Source organism: Nocardia alni, from assembly GCF_019038435.1.
GTDB classification, from domain to species: domain Bacteria; phylum Actinomycetota; class Actinomycetes; order Mycobacteriales; family Mycobacteriaceae; genus Nocardia; species Nocardia alni.
On the sequence record NZ_JAGPOX010000045.1, the window covers coordinates 42,773 to 61,195 of the forward strand.

An 18,423-nucleotide genomic window follows, 5' to 3' on the forward strand; every position below is an offset into this window, starting at 1 on the left:
GCACAACAGACAGTGCACGCCCCAGGAATGCCGGGCGCGAGCGCTGCGGATTACTCAGCCTGTCGCGCCGACGGCGGGTGGTAGCTCCGGTAGCGGTTGGTCGTACAGCCAGCGATCGAAGATCGGCCGTAGGGAGACCGGGGAGAAATGGCCTGCCAGGTCGATGAATTCCTCGGCCGATACGGTGGAGTGCCGGTACCGCGTGGTCCAATCCCACAGCAGCGCGAAGAATGCCGGGTCGCCCAGCGCGAGGCGCAGGCTGTGCAGGGTCAGGGCGCCGCGCTTGTAGACGCGGTCGTCGAACATCAGCTGCGGCCCCGGATCGCCGACGACGATGTCCTGCGGTGCGCGAGAAAGGTTTTGGCGTGCCGCCCGGGCCAGTTGGTCGGCCGTGGCGCCGCCGCCCGCCTGCGACCACAGCCATTCCGCGTAACAGGCGAAGCCCTCGTGCAGCCAGATGTCGCGCCACTGCCCCACGGTCAGGCTGTTGCCGAACCACTGGTGCGCGAGTTCGTGCGCCACAAGGCGTTCGGCGCCGCGACGACCGTCGCAGTGATTCGCGCCGAAGATCGATATGCCCTGCGCCTCGATCGGTATCTCCAGATCGTCATCGGTGATCACGACCGTGTACGACTCGAAAGGATACGGCCCGAACAGCTTCCGGAATTCCGCCATCATCTCCGGCTGCCGGCCGAAATCGTGGTCGAACCGCGCGCGCAGGCGCGAGGGCATGATCGTGTTCATCGGCACCTCGTCGTGCGCCGAGCCGACCCGGTACTTGTTGTACGGGCCGATCTGAATGGTCGCCAGATAGGTCGCCATCGGTTCGGGCTGGTCGTACACCCACGTGGTCTGGCTGGCCTTGGTCTGCTTGCGCAGCAACTTCCCGTTGGCCACCGCGTAATACGGCGACTCGGTGGTGATCGAGATCCGGTAGCTCGCCTTGCTGCTGGGATGGTCGTCGCAGGGGAACCAGGAGGCCGCGCCGTTGGGCTGGCTGGCCACCAGCGCGCCCTCGGTGAGCTCCTCCCAGCCGACCTCGCCCCACGGGCCACGCACCGGAGTGGGCGTGCCGGAGTACTGCACCACGACCGCCAGCACGCCACCCGCCGGAATCTTCTGTGCCGGTGTAACGGTCAGTTTGCCGCGCTGATGCGCGTACTTCGCGGCCTTCGCACCGTTCACCAAAACCTTGGTGACGCCCAGTGATTGGGACAGATCCAGCGAGAACCGCTGCTGCACCGCGGTGGTCACGGCAGTGATCTCCGCCCGGCCCGACAGCCGGTTGCTCGCCACCTTGTACACGAGCTCCAGCTCATAGCGTGACACCCGGTAGCCGCGATTACCGTTCTGCGGTAGATACTCATCGATGGGTAACTCGTAGAACTTCTCCGCCATCAGCGGCGTCCCTGCCACGGCGCGATCGGATTGCCCTGCCAGCGAGTGAAATCGGGTACCGTATCGCCGCGCATCACCAGCGAGGCCGGACCGACCGTCGCACTCACGCCGATCCGGGCGGCGGGCAGCGCGACACAGTGCGGCCCCAGCGTCGCCCCTGGTTCGAGGATCACGGTATCCATGGACATGATCCGATCATGGAACAGGTGAGTCTGTACGACGCACCCCCGTTCCACGGTCGCGCCGTCGCCCAGGGTCACCAGATCGGCCTCGGGCAGCCAATACGATTCGCACCACACCCCGCGTCCGATATGCGCACCCAGACCACGCAGCCACAGGTTCATCACCGCCGTGCCGGTGGCCGCGCGCGCGAACCACGGCGCGGCAACGGTTTCCACGAACGTGTCCGAGACCTCGTTGCGCCACACGAACGAACTCCACAGCGGATGTTCTACCTTCTCGATCCGCCCGACCAGCAGCCATTTCGCCGCCACCGCGGCCAGGCCCGCGAACGCGCCGGCGGCCATCAGCACCAGACCGGATATCAGTGCGGCGAACCAGTATCCGATCGTCGCCGCCGCGTAGGCCAGCACGAACAGCACGCCCAGCCCGATGCCGAAGGTCACCACGACCGGGATCAGCCGGCACGTCTCGACGCCGGCGCGCGCGAGCTGCAGTCGCCCCGACGGATCGAAGGTGCGCTCGGTGCCGGAGTCACCGGCGGTGCGGCGCAACCGAACCGGCGGACTGCCCAGCCACGAGGATCCCGCCTTCGCCTTTTCCGGTGCGGCCGACAGCACCGCCACCAGACCGTTCTTCGGCACCCGGCGGCCCGCCGCGGCCATCCCGGAGTTGCCCAGGAACGCGCGCTTGCCGACCTTCGCGGCGCCGATCCGCATCCAGCCGCCGCCCAATTCGTAACTGGCGATCATCGTGTCGTCCGCCAGGAACGCGCCGTCGGCGACGGTGGTGAACTTCGGCAGCAGCAGCACCGTGGACGCCTCGACGCCGCGGCCGATGTCCGCGCCCAGCATTCGCAGCCAGACGGGCGTCAGCAGGCTGGCGTACAGCGGGAACAGGAACGTGCGGGCGGAATCCATGAGCCGCTCGGTGGCCCACACCTGCCAGCCGACCCGGCCGCGGACCGGGTAGTACCCCTCACGCAGGCCGATACTCAGCAGCCGCACGGCCACCAGCGTGGCCACGGCGAACACCGCCAGGCTCAGCAGCGTCGCGACCGGCAGCATCGCGAAGGCGTGCCCGAGAGCGGCGGCCACGGTGCGGTCGTCGCGAATCCACCACGCCAGCAACACGCCTCCGGAGGCCAGGCCCAGGATCGGCATGGCCGCCAACGCCATCGAGGTCAGTGCGAACACGAACACCCAGTGCACGGCCTTGGCCGGGGTCTGGCGCGGCCACGGATACTCCGCCTTGCCGACCTTCACCGCGGGCGAACCCGCCCATTCCTGCCCCGACTTGACCTTGCCCACGACCGCGGAACCCGGCGCGACGACGGCGTTCTTACCGATCACCGCGCCCGGCAGCAGCGTGGAGCGCGAGCCGATCACCGCGCCCGCGCCGATCCTGATGGGTCCGATATGCACCAGATCGCCGTCGATCCAGTGCCCGGACAGGTCCACCTCTGGCTCGATGCTGCATCCGTCGCCGAGATCGAGCATGCCGGTCACCGGGGGCAGGGTGTGCAGGTCGACGCCCCGGCCGATCCGAGCGCCCAGCGCCCGCGCGTACGGCACCATCCACGGTGCGCCGGACAGGTTTTCCGCGCCGCTGGCCTCGGACAGGCGCACGGCGGTCCACAGGCGCAGATGTACCGAGCCGCCGCGCGGATAGGTTCCGGGCCGCACACCGAACAGCAGTACGCGGGCTCCGACCACGCAGATTCCCATGCGCCCCAAAGGAGTGATGAACAGGATGAAGCCGATCAGCAGCCACCACCACGACAGCACGGGCAGCCACGGCAGCGATCCGGACCAGCCGGCGATACTGCTGACGATGCCGAGCCAGGTCACCCACTGCAGACCGGTCAGGGTGGTCAGCGGCACCGAGGTCAGGATCTGCGCCCATTGCGCCTGGCGCGGTGTGGGTTTCACCTCGCGGGGCACCACGACGGCGGCGGGCGCCGCGGCGTCCAGGTGCTCGGCGAGCGCGCCCAGGCGCGGATGGTCGTACAGGTCCGCGACGGTCACCTCCGAGAACCGCTCGCGCAGGGCGGTGACCAGCTGTGCGGCCGACAGGGATCCGCCGCCCAGATCGAAGAAGTCGGCGTTCGGGCCGGTGATCTCGGCGCCGAGGATCGAATTCCACAGTCCGGCGAGCCAGTACGCGGTGCCGTCGAGATCCGAGGACACCTGCTCCTGCTGGGAGCTTCCGGGCAGCGGCCAGGGCAGCGCGTTGCGGTCGACCTTGCCGGAGGTGCGCGTCGGCAGCTCGTCCAGCACGGCCAGCCGGGGCACCAGCGCGGCGGGCAGCTGATCGGCCAGTACGGCACGGGCTTTCACCGGGTCGAAGTCCGGATCGGTGCTGGCGAGGTAGCCGACCAGAATCTTGTTGCCCGCCTGCGTGGTTCGCACCGCGACGGCCGCGCCGCTGACGCCGGGCAGGTTCTGCAGCGCGGTATCGATCTCACCGAGTTCGATGCGCCGACCGCCGATCTTCACCTGATCGTCGGCGCGGCCCAGGAAGATCAACCCGGCGGCCTCGTTGCGGACCAGGTCACCGCTGCGATAGGCGCGCTCCCAGCCCAGACTCGGCATGGGGGCGTACTTTTCGGCGTCCTTGGCCGGGTCGAGGTAGCGGGCCAGTCCGACGCCGCCGATGACGAGTTCGCCGGATTCACCCTCCGCCACCGGTTTACCGGCCGCGTCGACCACCGCCAGATCCCAGCCGTCCAGCGGCAGGCCGATCCGCACCGGCCCTTCTCCGGTCAGCTGCGCGGCACAGGCCACGACGGTGGCCTCGGTGGGGCCGTAGGTGTTCCACAGCTCGCGCCCGCCCGCATTCGCCAGACGTTCGGCCAGTTCGGGCGGGACCGCCTCACCGCCGAATATCAACAGCCGCACGGCATCCAACGCCTCGGCGGGCCACATCGCGGCCAGGGTCGGCACCGTCGAGACGATGCTGATCGTCCGGCGCACCAGCCACGGACCCAGATCCATCCCGCTGCGCACCAGGGCGCGCGGCGCGGGCACCAGGCACGCACCGTGCCGCCAGGCCAGCCACATCTCCTCACACGAGGCGTCGAATGCGACCGACAGCCCGGCCAGCACCCGGTCGCCCGGTCCGATCGGATTGTCCCGCAGGAATATCCGCGCCTCGGCGTCGACGAAGGCGGCCGCGTTGCGATGCGTCACCGCCACACCCTTGGGTGTGCCGGTGGAGCCGGAGGTGAAGATGATCCAGGCGTCGTTATCGGGGGTCGGCAACGCCGCGTGAGCGCTGTCGGAGGCCGCGCGGACGGCCGCGGCGAGGCGGGCGGCGTCGGCCGCCAAGCGGGCGGCGTCGGCCGCCAGCCGGGCGGACTCGGACAAGCCGGGAGTGTCGGAGACCGGGACGCTGTCGGACAGGCGAACCAGACTCGTCCCCCGCACGGGATCCGAGGACCGAACGATGCCCTTCGACCGGGACGCACCCCCGAACTCGGTCGCGGCGATTCCGTCGGCTGTCACGATCGCGCTCACCCGCGCCTCGCCGAAGACCAACTGCGCGCGTTCATCCGGATCGTCGGCGTCCACGGGCACGTACGCGCCCCCGGCGTACAGCACCCCCAGGATGGTGACGTACAGCTCGGCGGTCCCCGACGGGATCCGCACCCCTACCCGGTCGCCCGCGCGCACACCTGCCGCGCGCAGCCGATCCGCGGTGTCGTCCACCTCGGCGAGTAATTCGGCATAGCTGAGCACGTCGGTGCCGTCGTCGATGGCCGGCGCGTCCGGAAACTCCCGCGCGGTCGCGGTCAGGATGTCGACCAGCGTGCGGGCCGGTGGGGCCTGCGTGGATCGCAGCAGCGGCGAGGTCACCGATACCTGTGGCTCGGCCCGGGACGCCTCCTGTCCCGATACCTCCGACTGCAACGTCACGTACCGCCCGCCTTCCCGCCGCACTCGGCCTCTACCGACCGTTGTCTCATATCAGGGTTACCGATGCGCAAACACGACCCTTCGGTTCGCAACACCTTCGATACGACCACACCACCGAGGCGAATCGCCCGATTCACCGCACCCATTGTCCCAGACCCGGCACCCGCCTCCGACCAGGGCCGACCTGCGGCCACCGCCACGCGCCGATCCGCGGCGCGCGGCCATGACGTCCGTCGCGCCCTACCGTGACGTGCGGTTGGCGTTGATCTCCTCGTGGTGCGCCATGGCCCACTCGGCGAGAGAGATCACCATCGGCAGCAGGGTCCGGCCGAGTTCGGTCAGCTCGTATTCGACTCGGGGTGGCACCTCGGCGTAGGCCGTGCGGTCGACCAGGCCGTCTTCGACCAGGCGTTTGAGCGTCAGGGTGAGCATCCGCTGCGAGATGCCCTCCACGGTCTGCTCCAGTTCGCCGAATCGCATCGGACCGTCACGCAGTGTGCCGATGAGCAGCAGGCTCCACTTGTCGCCGATGCGATCGAGCACCTCGCGGACCGCGCCGCCCTCCGGTATCCGCGTAATCTTTCTTGTGATGTGCGTCATACCAAGGTCTCCTTCCTGGATACACACATCGATGTGCCTTTTGCCGCCGGCCCAGTACTGACACACGATGTGGCTACCGCACAAATAGTAAGGATTGGGGATTACCGTGAACGTCGCACTCTGGATCGTGCAGGTTCTGCTCGCACTCGTCTATCTGGCCGCGGGTGGGCTCAAGCTCATCCGGACGCGCGAGCAACTCGTGGCGACGGGTCGGCTCGACTGGATGAAAGACAACTCGGACGCGACCGTGAAGGCCGTCGGCGCGATCGAGATCCTCGGCGCGCTCGGCCTGATCCTGCCCGAGGCGACCGGTATCGCCCGCATCCTGACCCCGATCGCCGCGGTCGGCCTGGTCATCGTGCAGATCCTGGCACTGCGTATACATCTGAGCCGCAACGAACGGCAACCCCTGCCCGCCAACGTGATTCTCCTGCTGCTCGCGGCCTTCGTCGCGATCGGCCGATTCGTGAGCTGAGCCGCTCGCTCATACACCTGTGCCGCAAGGTAATCGCGGCACAGGTGGTTACATGGGCTTACGCAGCGCCGCCAGGAACATGGCATCCGTACCATGGCGATGCGGCCACAGCTGCGCGCTGGGGCCCTCGCCCAGATCTGTTACGCCAGGAAGTAGTTCGCGGGAATCGAGTTGTTCCGCGCCGGTGCGACGGACCGCATCGGCGACGACGGCCACCGTTTCCGGCAGATGCGGCGAGCACGTGGAGTAGACGACCACACCGCCAGGTCGCAGCAGATCCCATGCGGCGGTGAGCAGTTCGCGCTGCAGGACGGTGAGGTCGCGGACGTCGGCCGGGGTGCGCCGCCAGCGGGCCTCCGGACGGCGACGCAGGGCGCCCAGGCCGGTGCAGGGAGCGTCGACCAGGATGCGGTCATAGCCGGGGGTCAGGCCACTGTCACGGCCGTCGGCGACGTGAATCGTCACCGGGAGATCGCGAGTAGTCTTGCGGACCAGCTCGGCGCGGTGTTCGGCGGGTTCGACCGCGTCTATGTGGAAGCCGTCGATATCGGCCAGTGAGCCCAGCAGGGCCGCCTTACCGCCGGGGCCTGCGCACAGATCCAGCCAGCGCCCGGTGTCGGGGCCGAGCAGTTCGGCACGGGTGAGCGCCAGCGCCACCAACTGACTGCCCTCGTCCTGCACTCCGGCCAGCCCCTCGCGCACCGGTTCCAGATCACCCGGGTCGCCACCGTCGAGATAGACCGAGTACGGTGACCAGCGACCCTGCTCGCCCCCGGTGACCAGGGCCAGTTCCTCGGCCGTGATCGCACCGGGACGAGCGACGAGATGGACGGACGGACGTTCGTCGTCCGCGGCCAGCAGCTCGCGCAGCTCACCGGCCTCCGCGCCAAGCGCATCGGCGAATGCTTGAGCGATCCAGATCGGATGCGCGTATTCGAAGGCCATGTGCCCCACCGGATCCCGCGGCGCGAGCTCCTCCACCCACTCCTCGGGGCTCCGCTCGCCGGCCCGCCGCAGCACCGCGTTCACGAAACCGGCCCGCCCCGAACCGAATGCGGCCCGCGCCAACTCCACCGAAGTATCCACCGCCGCATGCGCCCCGACCCGGGTCCGCAACAGCTGATACACCCCCAGCCGCAACACATCCAGCAGCCCGCCGTCGATCTCCTCGACCGTCCGCCCCGCACACGCCCCGATCACCGCGTCCAGCAACCCGAGCGACCGGCATGCTCCATAGGTCAACTCGGTAGCGAACGCCGCATCCCGCCCCGAAACCCGCCGCTCCCGAAGCAACTTGGGCAACACGAGATTCGCATACGCATCCCGCTCCCGAACCGCCCGCAGCACATCCCGCGCCACCTCCCGAGGCGCATCGATCGAGGCGGGGCGACCCCTCGAGCCACTGTTCGACCGTCGTTGCCCGTCTCCAGCCGCAGCGCCATCGCGAGTCGCGCCTTGCCGTCGTCCGCCGGACTTACCGGCGGCACCCGACTTATCCCTGTGTCGTCCCCGTTCTGGGCTGGTCACCAGGATTTCACCTCGGAAACCGCCACGGTCAGGTGGTGGAAGAGTTGTCGAGCGGGCATGTCGGTGCCTTTCGCTAGGTTTTGAAGAACCGTTAACCGAGCACCGTGCCCGGCTCCAGACGCGCACCACGGGCCCAATCCAATGCCGCCATCATGCGTTTGCCCGGGGGCTGGACCTGGTCCAGGCGCACGGCGGTGGTGGCGGTGCCCACGTAGACGCCGGATTTGCGGATTTCGATGGTGCGCGGGGGCAATGCCTCCTCGACCAGGGATACCGGACCGAGTTTGAGGCGTTTACCGTCGAGTTCGGTCCAGGCCCCGGGGGCGGGGGTGACCGCGCGGATGCGGCGGCCGATCGCCAGCGCCGGTTGGTCCCAGCGCACGTGTCCGGCCTCCACATCCACCTTCGGCGCGTACGAGGCGCCCTCGGCGGCCTGCGGGACGGCCTGCAGCACCCCGTCCCCGATGCCGTCCATCGTCGAGTCCAGCAGGCGCGCACCGGATTCCGCAAGCCGACCGAGCAGTTCACCGGAGGTGTCGGTGACCCCGATCCGCTCGGTGACCACGCCGTACACCGGCCCGGTGTCCAGGCCCTTCTCGATGCGGAAGGTGCACGCGCCGGTGATCTCGTCCCCGGACAGGATCGCCGCCTGCACGGGTGCGGCGCCACGCCACGCCGGCAGCAGCGAGAAGTGCAGATTCACCCAGCCGTGCTTCGGAATGTCCAGCACCGACTGCGGCAGCAGCGCGCCGTACGCCACCACCGGGCAGCAGTCGGGGGCCAGTTCGGTGAGCTGGGCGACGAATTCGGGCTCGGACGGCTTGTGCGGGGTGAGCACCGGGATGCCGTGCTCATCGGCCAGCTGACCGACCGGCGAGCGGGACAGTTTGCGTCCCCGTCCCGCGACCGCGTCCGGACGGGTCACCACCGCGACCACCTCGTGTCGCGACGAGTCGAGCAACCGGCGCAGCGACGGCACCGCGGGCTCGGGCGTCCCGGCGAAGACCAGGCGCATCAACGCTCCTGACCCGCGGCGGCCGGACGGGAGTCCAGCACCTCGGCCGCCGACATCACCGTCTTGCCCGTGGTGAACCACTCCGATTCCCGCACCGCCCGCATGGCCTGCTTGCGGGTCGCCTGATCCAGCCGCTCCAGATACAACACACCCTCCAGATGGTCGGTCTCGTGCTGCACGCAGCGCGCGAGCAACCCCTCGGCCTCGAATTCCACCGGTTCGCCGCGCATGTCCACGCCCCTGGCGATCACCCGCAGGGCGCGGGTGACGTCGTATCGCAGGCCCGGAATCGACAGGCAACCCTCGATCCCGGTCTGCGTCTCGTCGCCGATCACCTCGTATGTCGGGTTGATCAGGTGTCCGGCCCGGGGCGTACCCGCGCGCGCGGCCTGGACGGTGTCATAGACGAACACCCGCGATCCGACGCCGATCTGCGGCCCCGCCATCCCGACGCCGCCGCTGGCGCGCATGGTGTCGGTCAGGTCGGCGACCAGCTGACTCACGTCCTTGTCGAAGGCCGCGACCTCGTCGGCTCGGGCTCGCAGAACGGGGTCGCCGAAAAGGCGAACGGGCTGGACGGTCACGACAACTCCCCTACACACACGGATACGGTCGTCTCATTTTACGGATCCGTCACAGCTCCGCGTCGCTGGCGCTCGGCTCCGCCGCGACGGACCGTGCTGTGTTCAATGGTTCCCTCGCCGCGCTCAGGAGTGCGCGCCCAGAATCGCCTCCGGAATCCCCGTTCCCAGCGGCACGAATCGGCAGTCCGGGCGGCGCGGATGGCCCGGGTCCAGCACGTTGTGCAGCAGTTGCTGGACGTAGGGGTCGTACACCATGTGGAAGTGCCCGGTCAGATCGATCGGGCACAGATCCTGTAGGACGAGGTTGTGCGCACCCCGGCCACGCAGCGCCATGGTGGTGAACGGCTGGATCATCTCGTCGACGCGACTGCCGATGGTGGTGTAGTCCACGCCGGGGACGGTGTCGCCGCCGGCGTCGAGTTCACGCATGAACCGCGAGCCCTGCGCCTGCTGCACCACGGCCAGCGAGGTCAGATCCTGGTACACCGGCCACAGCGCGGGCAGTGCGTCCGCCAGCGGCACCAGTCCGTACATGCTTCCCCCATGACTCGGCGAGGCCAGCCCCACCCACTTCCCCACCTTCGACGCGCCGCCGAGCTTGTTGACGTAGTACCTGGTCACGACCGCTCCCTGCGAGAATCCGACCAGATCGACCCGGCGGGCCCCGGTCACGGTCAGCACGCGATCGACGAATTCACCGATCTGGCGCGAGGAGAGCCACAGATCCTGGGTGCCGAAGGTGACCGCCCCCGGCTTACCGCCGTAATCCAGCGTGAAGACGCAGAATCCGGCCTCGGCCAGCTGCGGGCCGATCATCGACCAGTCGGAATAGGACGAGGCGTCGGTGCCGTGCGCCAGGATCACCGGACGGGGTTTGTCGGTGGTGGGGCGGCACGTGAAATCGTTGGTGCCCAGCGGCGTCACGTAGGGATGAGTCTTCTGATACCGGCTCGCGCCGAAATGGTCCGACTGACGCGGCCCCTGTTCGGTCGGGACCAGCGGTAGGCGGTACTCGGGTGGCTGCGCCGAAGCGGACGCGCCGAATGTCAGCGCGCCCGCCAGCGCCGCGGCCGCGACCGCCCGGCTCCCCCTTGGTGAACGATTCCCCTGCATTTCATGATCATCTCGTAACCGGACGGGAAAGCGGTGCTACCACACCGCCTTTCAGCACCCGATTTAGAGGGTTTCACTTATCGCCGGTCTCGTCGTCGTCGGCGAGGATCCGGTACAACGACCGCCGTGCCTCGGTGAGCACCTCGGCGGCCTTCTCCGCCTGCTCGGGCGAACCCGCGCGGGCGACCTGTGCGACAGCGCCCATCAGCTGACCGACCAGTTCGCGCAGATCCAGGGCCTGATCCCCGACACCGTCGCGGACCTCCTGCCACGGATCGCCGAGTTCCTCACGATGGGTCTGCACGTACTCCAACCCCGAATCGGTGAGCTGGGCGTTCTTGCGCCCGGACACCTTCTCGATGATCACCAGACCCTCGTCCTCGAGCTGCGACAGGGCCGGGTAGATCGAACCCGGGCTGGGCCGCCAGACGTCACTGGAACGCTTGCGGATCTGCTGGATGAGCTCGTATCCGTGCATCGGACCCTCCTGCAACAGCAGCAGGATCGCCGCACGGACGTCGCCGCGGCGACCGCGACCACCCCGGCCGCGACCACGGGCGAAACCGCGACCGAACCCCGGACCGAAGTCCCCGCCGAACGGCCCGAAATCGGGACCGAGTCCACGACCGTGCGGGTGACGGCGCAGGTTTTCGCGACCGCCGGGACCGAATCCGCCGAATCGCGGATCCCCACTGGGGCGCGGGCCGCGACGGCGACCGCGCATTTCGAAATTCTCCATGTTTTCCATGGCTAGCCTCCTCAGGCTTGTTCTTACGATGACACCATCGACGATATATCGACAATGCATCTTCTGCAAGAGTGAGGCAGCACACGAACCGACCGGACGCCTTTGTCCGGTCGGCTGGTATCAGCCTGGCTCGGCCAGGCTCAGTTCGCGGAAACCCAGTTGCCGTGGAATCCGGTCGGCACCCGATGCGGCAGCGCGATGCTCGCCACTGTCTCGAGGGTCTGCGCATCGAGGATCGCCAGCTCGCTGCGGTCGGTGGGCGCGTCGTAGACGAAACCCATCAGCACGCCGTCGTCCTCGGCGGCGTCGGGCGAACTGGGCTCGAAGACGAACTCCCCCAGCTGTTTTCCGGCGCCGAAGGCACGAGTCGCGGTGGAGCCCGCGTGGAAGTCGTGCTTGAACAACGTCGCGCCACCCTCCAGATTGCCGCCGACCGCGGGCGCGTACCCGTAGCGGTGCCGCCTGCCGACCAAGCGCTCGTCCACGCGCGGGAACTCCTGGGGGCGATCGTCGATCCTGTTCTGGCGCACCTTGTTCGAGGACAGATCGACCTCCCAGCGATCCAGCGTCGCCGGCCCCGACGGGCCGCGATGCCCGGGCTCGAACATCGTCGGATAACGGACCACGTCGAGCACGATCACGCCGTCGTCCTCGTAGGCGTTCATCGGATGGAAGACGTAGCAGGGGTCGATGTCGAACCACCGCACGTCGGCGTCGCCACCCGTACGCGGCATAACTCCCACGCGCGCTTGGTATTTAGGATTCCAGGTGTAGGGCATCCGGCGATCCAGCTTGGGCGCGGTGTCATTTCCCACCGGCGGGCTGGGGATCTTGACCCGGCCGACGAGCGCCGAGAGCATCAGCCGGGCGGGCAGCCGCAGCGCGCGCGGCACGGTGAGCTCGGTGGCGATCTCGGCGTCGAAGGTGACGGGCAGATCGTAGAAGATCACGTAGTTCTCGGTGAGCGAGAAGTCGTGCATCATCGGGGACCCGCCGACGTGGACGTCCACGGTTCGCCGCGCGCGCCCGTCGACGCCGATCACCGAGTACTGCACGGTATTTCCGCGCCGGAACGAGTACGACACCGCGTGCAGTTCGCCGGTCTCGGGGTCGCGTTTGGGGTGCGCGGTGTAGCCGCCGGTGAGGGTGCCGTCGAAATCGCACAGCGCGACCGTGTCGAGTTCGTCGGTGAGTTCGATCGCGGGCCCGCCGCCCTCGATGATCGCCAGGGTGCGCCCGGCATGGCCGATGACGTTGGTGTTGGCGCCGATCGCGGTGCCCGGCACGTCGCCGAGGCCGACGATCGGCTGCTCACCCAGCGCACGGGAGGTCTGCGGCCCGCGCACCCAGCGGTTGCGGTACCACTCGGCCTTACCGTCGCGGATGCGGATGCCGTGCACCATGCCGTCGCCGATGAACCAGTGGTAGAGGGCCGGATCCAGTTCGCCGACCGGGTTCGGGCCGTTGCGCAGGTACCTGCCGTCGAGATGTTCGGGGATCGTGCCGGCGACCGGCAGATCCGTGAGCGTGAATTCTTGCTGGAGGGGGGCGAAGCCACCCTCGAGATAGCGATTGCCCATGAGAGGCTCCCAAGTAGGATAACAACGTTATGTTGGCTAGAATAACCGTGTTATGGAGGTGGCGCAAGCGTGAGTTCCCGAACCCGCCGCACGGCTGCGGAGATGCGAAACGATTTGATCGAGGCGGGGATTCGGCTTCTGGAGGAGGTCGGACCCGAGGCTTTGCAGGCCCGTCGGGTGGCCGCCGAGGTGGGTGCGTCGACGATGACCGTCTACACGCATTTCGACGGCATGCCCGGGCTGCTGTGGGCGATCGCGGGCGAGTCGTTCGTCCGATTCGGCGCCGCGCTGGGCAGCGTCCCGCCGACCGAGGATCCGGTAGCCGACTTCCTGGCGATGGGCGTCGCCTATCGCCGGTACGCACTGGACAACCCGCAGCGGTATCGGCTGATGTTCGGGCTCACCGCGCTGCGCGCCGAATCAGTGCTGGACGTCACCGCCGAGCCCGAGGACTCGGATCCCGCGACCGCGGCGTACGACCAGCTGGTCACCGCCGTGCAGCGGATGATCGACGCCGGTCGCATCCGCGCGGATCCGGCACGTCAGGTGGCGGCACGCATCTGGGGGCTGATCCACGGGGTCGTACTGCTGGAACTCACCGGAAACCTGGGCGAGCAGGGGCAGGCCGTCACTGCCGTACTAGGACCGGCCACGCACGACCTACTCGTGGGCATGGGGACGAAGCGGGAGGAACTCGAGCTGTCGGCCGAGCGAGCGTGGCAGGCGGTCGCGAACGAATTCGGCAGCGGGCCCGCCGAATCGAGTTACCGGCCGACCGAGGAAACCAGTGCCGCCACCGAACAGTAAACCGCTGTCTGCCCGGCCTATCGCTGCATTTTTCCGCCTCGAGACTCTGGTTTCCGGCTATTGGGCCCGAAGAATGCAGCGGGAGGCCGGTTCTCCCATGCCCACGACCGTCCGCGCGCAGCCGCCACACCGAAACCGCACTCTGCGAGCCGACTCCGCACCACCACCCGAATGGCGAACCGGCCGTTCGGCGCATTCTCGGTCCGGTTCGTCCGCGAACCGACGTTCGGGGCGACAAGATGGAGCGATAGGCCGGGGCTCACATCAAGTTGTTCGGCGTTCCGGCCGGTTCCGCCGCCAGCGAGTCGATCCATCGCTCCAGGCGCCGCCCCTCGACGGCCATCAGCTCCGGATCGCGGAAGGTGTTGGTGAGCAACGAGATTCCCTGGTAGGCGGCGATCAATGCGACGGCGAGCTCGGCGGCGTCGTTGCGGCCCATGGCGGCGAACTGCGTCTGGGTCCAGTCGATCAGGCGGCGCATCACCTGTGCGAGTTCGCGATCCAGCCCGTCGGCGCGCTTGTCCAGTTCGGCCGCCAATGTGCCGGAGGGGCAACCGAATCGCGCCGCGATCTCACTGTGCCCGACCCAGCCGCGCACCAACTCCTTCAGCCGCTCGGCCGGGGTCTCGATGCGTTCGAGTGCCTCGATGATCTGGTTCAGGGTCTGCTCGTGCGCGCCGATCGCCGCATGTACCAGCTGATCCTTGGTTTTGAAGTAGTAGTAGACGTTGCCGACCGGCACGTCGGCGACCCGCGCGATATCGGCGATGGTCGTTTTCTCGACGCCCTGCTCGTGGAACACACGCGCCGCGGCGTCGGCCAGTCGCTCCCGCTTGCCAGTACGCCGCCCGTCGACTGAGTTAGTCATACAACTAACTATAGACACGCTCGGCGAACCTGCCGTATGGTCGATTTAGTCAGCCAACTAACTCAGGAGTGAAACGATGATTGTGGTGACCGGAGCGACCGGCAATGTCGGCAGCGCCCTCGTGCGGGCGCTGGCCGGGGCGGGCGAGAAGGTGGTGGCCGTGTCACGGGGCGAGAAGCCGGTCCGGCTGCCCGAGGGGGTCGATCACCGTCGCGCGGACCTCGGTGAGCCCGATGGACTGGCGACCGCGGCGGCGGGCGGGGAGGCGTTGTTCCTGTTGCTGTCCGGGGAACTGGGCGTCACCGGTCCGGCAGCATCCGAGATGGTCCGCGCGATCGAGGGGGCCGGTGTGCGACGAGTGGTGCTGCTGTCCTCACAGTCGGTGCTCACTCGTCCCGCGAATCCTGCGGCCACGCGGCTGGCAGAACTCGAAGCGGCACTGCGTGATTCGGATATGACGTCGACGATTCTGCATCCGGGCGGCTTCTACGCCAATACCTTCGCCTGGGCGGAGTCGGTGCGCGGGCAACGGGCGATCTACTGGCCCTTCGGCGATATCGCACTCCCCCAGGTGGATCCGTCCGATATTGCCGAGGTGGCCGCGGCCGCACTGTGTTCCGATGAGCACAGCGGCAAGGCGTATACCCTCACCGGTCCCGTCGCCATCACCCCGCGCGAACAGGCCCGCGACCTCGCGGCCGCACTCGGCGAGCAGATATCCTTCACCGAACTCACTCGCGCCCGAGCACTCTCGGCGATGAAGGAGTTCATGCCCGAACCGGTCGCGGAGACCACCCTGTCCATTCTGGGCACACCGACCCCCGACGAACAGCTGGTCAGCCCCGATATCGAAACGGTGCTCGGCCGGTCGGCGACCCCCTTCTCCGACTGGGCCGCCCGGAATATCGCCGCCTTCCGCTGAGGAGACGCGGTCCGGTTCCGACGATCGAGGCACCTTGCCCGCACACCGAACCCGCATGCGGCGTTGACGGCACCGTGTCGGAGGGTGCACGATGTCGGCGCGGCCATGAGAATCGGTATGCGGCGGCGCGTAAGGCCGCTGCCCACAAGACATCTCGATCGCCAGGTCACCATCGATAAGCTGAACGACCATGCGCCGCGCGGCACGGGTGCTTTTCGACGCCGCCGAATCATGAGCTGCATCGGATCGCAGCTTCCGTGCATTCGCGAGCTGAAAGGTGGAGTGATGCCTCCAAATCCATCGGCGAGCGCGGCGGCAACGATCACGTTGCGATCGGCTTTGTGACCCGGTAACGCTCCTCTGGACCGGGGCCAGGAATTCTCAGAACGGCCTGCCCGCCGGAACGGCGAGCTGCTCGTTCCCGCCATATGTCGAGTCGTAGGCGTGGCGTGCCGCCGCCACATCGGCGCGATGGGCACGTGCCCAGTCGGCCAGTGCGGTAAGTGGTACGACCAGGTCGGTGGCGAGCGGTGTCACGGCGTACTCGACCGATGGCGGGACGGTCGCGTACACGGTCCGGGAGACGAGCCCGTCGCGTTCCAGTGAACGTAACGTGCGAGTGAGCATCCGCCGGCTGACCCCCTCGATCGACCGTTCCAGTTCGCTGAACCTGCGTGGGCCTTCGGCGAGTTCCTCGATGACCTGGACGCTCCACTTGCCGCCGACCTGATCCAGCAGATCCCGGATCGGACATGTGTCGATGACCTGGTCGGTTACCTCGATGTCCCGTGGAGACATGAAAGTCCCTCCTTCCGCACCCTGCCAACGGTACCCAGAATGACCTACGTATCAACCAGTAACGGGCAGCCAGGAGAAACGCATGCGCGCATATCAGTTCGAGGATGACTTCGCTCCGGAATCGCTGCGGTTGGTCGAACGCCCCGACCCCATCCCGGGCGAACGGGACATCGTGCTGCGTATGCGAGCAGTCGCGGTGAACTACCGCGATCTGGCGATCATGCGCGGCGAGTACCACACTCGAGTGTCGCCGCCGCTGGTGCCGCTGTCCGACGGCGTCGGCGAGGTCGTGCATGTCGGCCCGGCCGTGACCCGATTCCGGGTCGGCGACCTCGCCTGTCCGACCTACCTACCCCTGTGGATCGACGGCCCCCTCACCCTCGATCGGATCGCACGTCGGCTCGGCGGCCCGGACGACGGGGTGCTGACCGAACTGATGCGCCTGTCCGAACACGAGGCCGTACGCGCCCCCGACCACCTGGACCCCGCCGAGGCCGCGACCCTCCCGGTCTCGGGCGTCACGACCTGGCATTCGCTGTTCGAGCTGGACCGGCTCCGGCCGGACGAGACGATCCTGGTCCAGGGCAGCGGCGGCGTGTCGACCATCGCGATACAACTCGCCGCCGCGGCCGGAGCCCGGGTGATCGCGGTAACCCGCACGAACCGCTACACCGATCGATTGCGGGACCTCGGAGCCGACCACGTCCTGACCACCGACTCTTCCCCGGACTGGCCCTCACGGGTGGCCGCCCATTCCGGCGGTGGCGTCGATGTCGCTGTCAACACCGCCGGAGGCCCAACCCTGACCCCCACCATCGCCGCAACACGGATGGGCGGCCGAGTCCACCTGGTCGGCTACGCCGCCGGCCGCCGCGCAGAACTGGACGTCTTCACCGCCATCCAGCACGCCACAACCATCCACCTGGCCCGCGGCGGCAACCGCACCGACTTCGAATCCCTGGTCAAAACAGTGGAACACCACCGCATCCGCCCCGCCGTAGACCGAACCTTCCCCCTCGACCAACTGCACGACGCCTTCGACCACCTCGCCCACGGAGGCCATCTCGGCAAGGTGATCATCACACCAACCTTCTGACCAAACCTACGAGCGACCGCCCACTCTGTCAGCCGAGAAGTCGGCGCCGAGCTGCCGCCGGTAAGTTCTCGCCCCGCTGAGCATCCCTCGCACCGTGCTCGACGCACCCCGAAGCCGAGCGGATCCTCGATCAGGTCCCCCCGTCGGTCAGCCGATGTCGGCAGGTCTACCTGTGCGAAGGACCTCGGGTGGTTCGTACAGCCGGAGCCGCAGAGCATGCGGTAGACAGATGCGAGACCCGCACCCACTTGGCGAGTCGATGCGACCGCCAGCTTCCCGGGCACGAAATATCCCGGCGCTCAACCGATATCGATGGGTCTATCTGCACCCAACGGGATATCCGAGCTACAGGTATTCCACATGGCCAGGGCGGCCCAAAGGGCAGGGTGTAGGCACGCCACCATGATCTACCTGACACATTCACCGAGGGGCGGACCGCGATCGAACGGTTGCGTCACCTGTACGGCGAGTGGCGTACGACGCAGGCGGCCTCCGGCGAGGCGGATGTCACGATCCGCGGCTTCGAGGAATTCTGGGCGGGCGAAGGATCGAGCTCCCGGCGTCCGATCCCGAGCAGGTGGTCTTCGGGCGCCAAACTCGCGGGCACGAAGTATCCGGGCGCTCAGCCGATGTCGATGGGGTCTATCTGTATGCGGAGGGGGGCGTCGGAGCGGTGGGTGCTGCGGACGGCCAGGGCGGCGGATAGAGCTCGGGATAGGGCTGTGGCTTGGGATCTGCTGGTGCGTAGGATCATTCGTTCTACCTCGGCGGGGGATTCGCCGGAGGAGAAGGGTT

Annotated in this window: 15 protein-coding genes and 1 pseudogene; 4 read left to right on the forward strand and 12 right to left on the reverse strand. The window is 68.1% G+C overall.

Going from position 1 to position 18,423, the window contains the following annotated elements; translation table 11 throughout:
* Nucleotides 1-54 precede the first annotated feature (54 nt).
* The 3 genes from JZ791_RS18905 to JZ791_RS18915 all read right to left on the reverse strand — a co-directional run bounded on the left by JZ791_RS18905 (nucleotide 55) and on the right by JZ791_RS18915 (nucleotide 6,095).
* Complete coding sequence (locus JZ791_RS18905; RefSeq protein WP_216896485.1) at nucleotides 55-1,398, reverse strand: M1 family metallopeptidase; 1,344 nt, start codon at nucleotides 1,396-1,398, stop codon at nucleotides 55-57.
* Nucleotides 1,398-5,375, reverse strand: a complete 3,978-nt coding sequence (locus tag JZ791_RS18910) for a Pls/PosA family non-ribosomal peptide synthetase (RefSeq protein WP_254205943.1) — start codon at nucleotides 5,373-5,375, stop codon at nucleotides 1,398-1,400. Before JZ791_RS18910 ends, JZ791_RS18905 begins: the two co-directional genes overlap by 1 nt.
* Before the next feature lie 360 nt (nucleotides 5,376-5,735).
* Complete coding sequence (locus JZ791_RS18915; protein WP_216896467.1) at nucleotides 5,736-6,095, reverse strand: winged helix-turn-helix transcriptional regulator; 360 nt, start codon at nucleotides 6,093-6,095, stop codon at nucleotides 5,736-5,738.
* A gap of 106 nt (nucleotides 6,096-6,201) precedes the next feature.
* Between JZ791_RS18915 and JZ791_RS18920 the strand changes: the two genes are divergently transcribed.
* On the forward strand, nucleotides 6,202-6,570 hold the full coding sequence (locus JZ791_RS18920; RefSeq protein WP_308162980.1) for a DoxX family protein: 369 nt from the start codon (nucleotides 6,202-6,204) through the stop codon (nucleotides 6,568-6,570).
* A gap of 48 nt (nucleotides 6,571-6,618) precedes the next feature.
* On the opposite strand, the gene JZ791_RS18925 is transcribed toward JZ791_RS18920, so the two are convergent.
* The 6 genes from JZ791_RS18925 to JZ791_RS18950 form a co-directional block, all read right to left on the reverse strand.
* Nucleotides 6,619-8,097, reverse strand: a complete 1,479-nt coding sequence (locus tag JZ791_RS18925; RefSeq protein ID WP_308162981.1) for an RsmB/NOP family class I SAM-dependent RNA methyltransferase — start codon at nucleotides 8,095-8,097, stop codon at nucleotides 6,619-6,621.
* Between the two features lie 91 nt (nucleotides 8,098-8,188).
* Nucleotides 8,189-9,112 (reverse strand): methionyl-tRNA formyltransferase, encoded by a 924-nt coding sequence (gene fmt, locus JZ791_RS18930; RefSeq protein ID WP_216896470.1) that lies wholly within the window; start codon nucleotides 9,110-9,112, stop codon nucleotides 8,189-8,191.
* On the reverse strand, nucleotides 9,112-9,696 hold the full coding sequence (def, locus tag JZ791_RS18935; protein WP_216896471.1) for a peptide deformylase: 585 nt from the start codon (nucleotides 9,694-9,696) through the stop codon (nucleotides 9,112-9,114). Before def ends, fmt begins: the two co-directional genes overlap by 1 nt.
* A gap of 123 nt (nucleotides 9,697-9,819) precedes the next feature.
* On the reverse strand, nucleotides 9,820-10,809 hold the full coding sequence (locus tag JZ791_RS18940) for an esterase/lipase family protein (protein WP_216896472.1): 990 nt from the start codon (nucleotides 10,807-10,809) through the stop codon (nucleotides 9,820-9,822).
* A 73-nt stretch (nucleotides 10,810-10,882) separates the two neighbouring features.
* Nucleotides 10,883-11,548: a PadR family transcriptional regulator gene (locus JZ791_RS18945; RefSeq protein ID WP_216896486.1), complete on the reverse strand. Its 666-nt coding sequence runs from the start codon at nucleotides 11,546-11,548 to the stop codon at nucleotides 10,883-10,885.
* A 149-nt stretch (nucleotides 11,549-11,697) separates the two neighbouring features.
* Nucleotides 11,698-13,137, reverse strand: coding sequence for a carotenoid oxygenase family protein (locus tag JZ791_RS18950; RefSeq protein WP_216896473.1), 1,440 nt, complete (start codon nucleotides 13,135-13,137; stop codon nucleotides 11,698-11,700).
* Between the two features lie 69 nt (nucleotides 13,138-13,206).
* Here JZ791_RS18950 and JZ791_RS18955 point away from each other — a divergent pair, with 69 nt between their 5' ends.
* Nucleotides 13,207-13,944: a TetR/AcrR family transcriptional regulator gene (locus JZ791_RS18955; protein WP_308162982.1), complete on the forward strand. Its 738-nt coding sequence runs from the start codon at nucleotides 13,207-13,209 to the stop codon at nucleotides 13,942-13,944.
* 259 nt (nucleotides 13,945-14,203) lie between these two features.
* On the opposite strand, the gene JZ791_RS18960 is transcribed toward JZ791_RS18955, so the two are convergent.
* Complete coding sequence (locus JZ791_RS18960) at nucleotides 14,204-14,812, reverse strand: TetR/AcrR family transcriptional regulator (RefSeq protein ID WP_216896474.1); 609 nt, start codon at nucleotides 14,810-14,812, stop codon at nucleotides 14,204-14,206.
* 76 nt (nucleotides 14,813-14,888) lie between these two features.
* Here JZ791_RS18960 and JZ791_RS18965 point away from each other — a divergent pair, with 76 nt between their 5' ends.
* Nucleotides 14,889-15,734, forward strand: coding sequence for an SDR family oxidoreductase (locus tag JZ791_RS18965; protein WP_216896475.1), 846 nt, complete (start codon nucleotides 14,889-14,891; stop codon nucleotides 15,732-15,734).
* A 381-nt stretch (nucleotides 15,735-16,115) separates the two neighbouring features.
* Here JZ791_RS18965 and JZ791_RS18970 read toward each other — a convergent pair whose 3' ends face one another.
* Nucleotides 16,116-16,532: a winged helix-turn-helix transcriptional regulator gene (locus JZ791_RS18970; protein WP_216896476.1), complete on the reverse strand. Its 417-nt coding sequence runs from the start codon at nucleotides 16,530-16,532 to the stop codon at nucleotides 16,116-16,118.
* A gap of 82 nt (nucleotides 16,533-16,614) precedes the next feature.
* Between JZ791_RS18970 and JZ791_RS18975 the strand changes: the two genes are divergently transcribed.
* Entirely contained in the window at nucleotides 16,615-17,628 is a 1,014-nt protein-coding gene (locus JZ791_RS18975; protein WP_216896477.1) for a zinc-dependent alcohol dehydrogenase family protein, read from the forward strand.
* A 622-nt stretch (nucleotides 17,629-18,250) separates the two neighbouring features.
* On the opposite strand, the pseudogene JZ791_RS47330 reads toward JZ791_RS18975, so the two are convergent.
* Nucleotides 18,251-18,423: pseudogene (locus tag JZ791_RS47330) on the reverse strand (primosome assembly protein PriA); the annotation flags it as partial.

What these genes read in the sequence shown, in the direction of transcription:
- JZ791_RS18905 (WP_216896485.1), bottom strand. Translation starts at nt 1,398, where the DNA reads ATGGCGGAGAAGTTCTACGAGTTACCCATCGATGAGTATCTACCGCAG.
- JZ791_RS18915 (WP_216896467.1), bottom strand. Translation starts at nt 6,095, where the DNA reads ATGACGCACATCACAAGAAAGATTACGCGGATACCGGAGGGCGGCGCG.
- fmt (WP_216896470.1), bottom strand. Translation starts at nt 9,112, where the DNA reads ATGCGCCTGGTCTTCGCCGGGACGCCCGAGCCCGCGGTGCCGTCGCTG.
- JZ791_RS18940 (WP_216896472.1), bottom strand. Translation starts at nt 10,809, where the DNA reads ATGCAGGGGAATCGTTCACCAAGGGGGAGCCGGGCGGTCGCGGCCGCG.
- JZ791_RS18945 (WP_216896486.1), bottom strand. Translation starts at nt 11,548, where the DNA reads ATGGAGAATTTCGAAATGCGCGGTCGCCGTCGCGGCCCGCGCCCCAGT.
- JZ791_RS18950 (WP_216896473.1), bottom strand. Translation starts at nt 13,137, where the DNA reads ATGGGCAATCGCTATCTCGAGGGTGGCTTCGCCCCCCTCCAGCAAGAA.
- JZ791_RS18960 (WP_216896474.1), bottom strand. Translation starts at nt 14,812, where the DNA reads ATGACTAACTCAGTCGACGGGCGGCGTACTGGCAAGCGGGAGCGACTG.
- JZ791_RS18965 (WP_216896475.1), top strand. Translation starts at nt 14,889, where the DNA reads ATGATTGTGGTGACCGGAGCGACCGGCAATGTCGGCAGCGCCCTCGTG.
- JZ791_RS18970 (WP_216896476.1), bottom strand. Translation starts at nt 16,532, where the DNA reads ATGTCTCCACGGGACATCGAGGTAACCGACCAGGTCATCGACACATGT.
- JZ791_RS18975 (WP_216896477.1), top strand. Translation starts at nt 16,615, where the DNA reads ATGCGCGCATATCAGTTCGAGGATGACTTCGCTCCGGAATCGCTGCGG.